The following is a 1,452-nucleotide window of genomic DNA, read 5'->3' on the forward strand; positions in this document are numbered from 1 at the left end:
CAATGCCGTTGATTTACGGCGGCAGGATCGCGATGGCGTCGTGTGGAGGTCGGGTGGGCTGGGGCCAGTCGCGGTGGCGGCTGGCCTTGGCCTTGTAGTTCGACATCTTGCGTTTGACGACGCGGGGCTGGCTGCGTGTTCGCCTTGGGGGCAGGAGTCGTTCGCGGACCTCGGTGTGGAAGTGCCGCCAGGCCTGTTCCAGCAGGTCAGGGGGAAAAAGTGCCGGGGGTGCGGGTGACGGTGCGGCGGGCTGCCCGCAGGGCGGTGGTGAACGACAGCCGGTCGCTGTCGAGGGGCGGTGCTGCGTCCGCTGCGGCCTGGGCCATCAGCGCGCGTAAGGCGTGGTGGACCAGCAGGTGGGCGTAGATCTCCTGGCGGATGCCGTCGGGGGTCTTGCTGGCCAGGACCACGCTCTTCGCGCCACGCTGGTGGGTCTTGAGCTCGTCGAGGACCGTCTCGCACTCCCACCGCTGGGGGTAAAGGGCAGCCAGTTCGGCGGCGGGGGCCTGGCGGGGGTCCAGGAGAGTGGTGATCAGCCGGTAGTCGTCCTGGCCGGGCCGGCCGGGGTCGTCCAGCCGGTAGCGGATCACCCGGACCACCACCGGCCGGAGCTGGTTCTTCCTGTCGTCGCCGGCCTGGATGTGGCTGAGCCAGGAGCCGTCCGGGAGCATCCGGTCCACGGGCAGGCGCCGGTTGGCCTTGACCCTCAGACACACCTCGGCGCCGGTGGCCGTCCATGCCCGGACCAGGCGAGTGGAGGCGAAGTTGCGGTCTCCCAGGACGAGCATGCCCGGGGCGAGCGAGCGGTCCAGGTCTTCGGCCAGGCGGACCTCCGCGTCGTGCCAGCCGGCGAGTGCGGCGTCGATGACGGCATGAGTGCCGCACTCCACCAGCGCGACGACGTGGGCCTGCGGGTAGCCGCCGACGCCCTCGCCGCGGCCGCTGCCGGGACGGCCGAACGCCTCCGCGTTGGCCGGGCTGTCGGCGACATCCAGCCGGGTGCCGTCGACAGCCATCAGCCGCAGCCCCCGCCAGAACGCCCCCGGCGTGTTCGGCGTCGCCAGCGGGCGGGCGCACCGGGTGAACAACGCGGCCATCGGCTCGGCCCCCAGCCGCCTGCGGGCCCTGAAGATCCCCGACTTGCTCGGCAGGTGCCACGATCCCCACAGCCCAGCCCAGCGCAGGCCCTCCGACAGGTGCCGCATCACCTCCAGATACGGCGCCGGGGAGAACAAGGCCATCGCGAGTAGGAAGTAGACCACCAGCCGGGCCGGCAGCAGCCGCTGCCGCTGCTCGGTACGGCCGCACGCAGCCACCACCTCATCCACCAACCACGGCGGATACATCCGGGTCAGCACACCCACCCCGGCCAGATCCGGAAGAGACGACGCCACCATCACCACCCCCGATGACGTCATCCCACCGATCCAGACCTATGTCAACAGCATTGCG

The 1,452-nt window shown here is 71.1% G+C and carries 1 protein-coding gene; it reads right to left on the reverse strand.

From position 1 onward, the window contains the following. Positions 1 to 206: 206 nt before the first annotated feature. Positions 207 to 1,418, reverse strand: a complete 1,212-nt coding sequence (locus AC068A_RS37330) for an IS4 family transposase (RefSeq protein ID WP_478590747.1) — start codon at positions 1,416 to 1,418, stop codon at positions 207 to 209. Between the last annotated feature and the right edge of the window lie 34 nt (positions 1,419 to 1,452).

Source organism: Streptomyces sp. NPDC043854 (assembly GCF_056436005.1).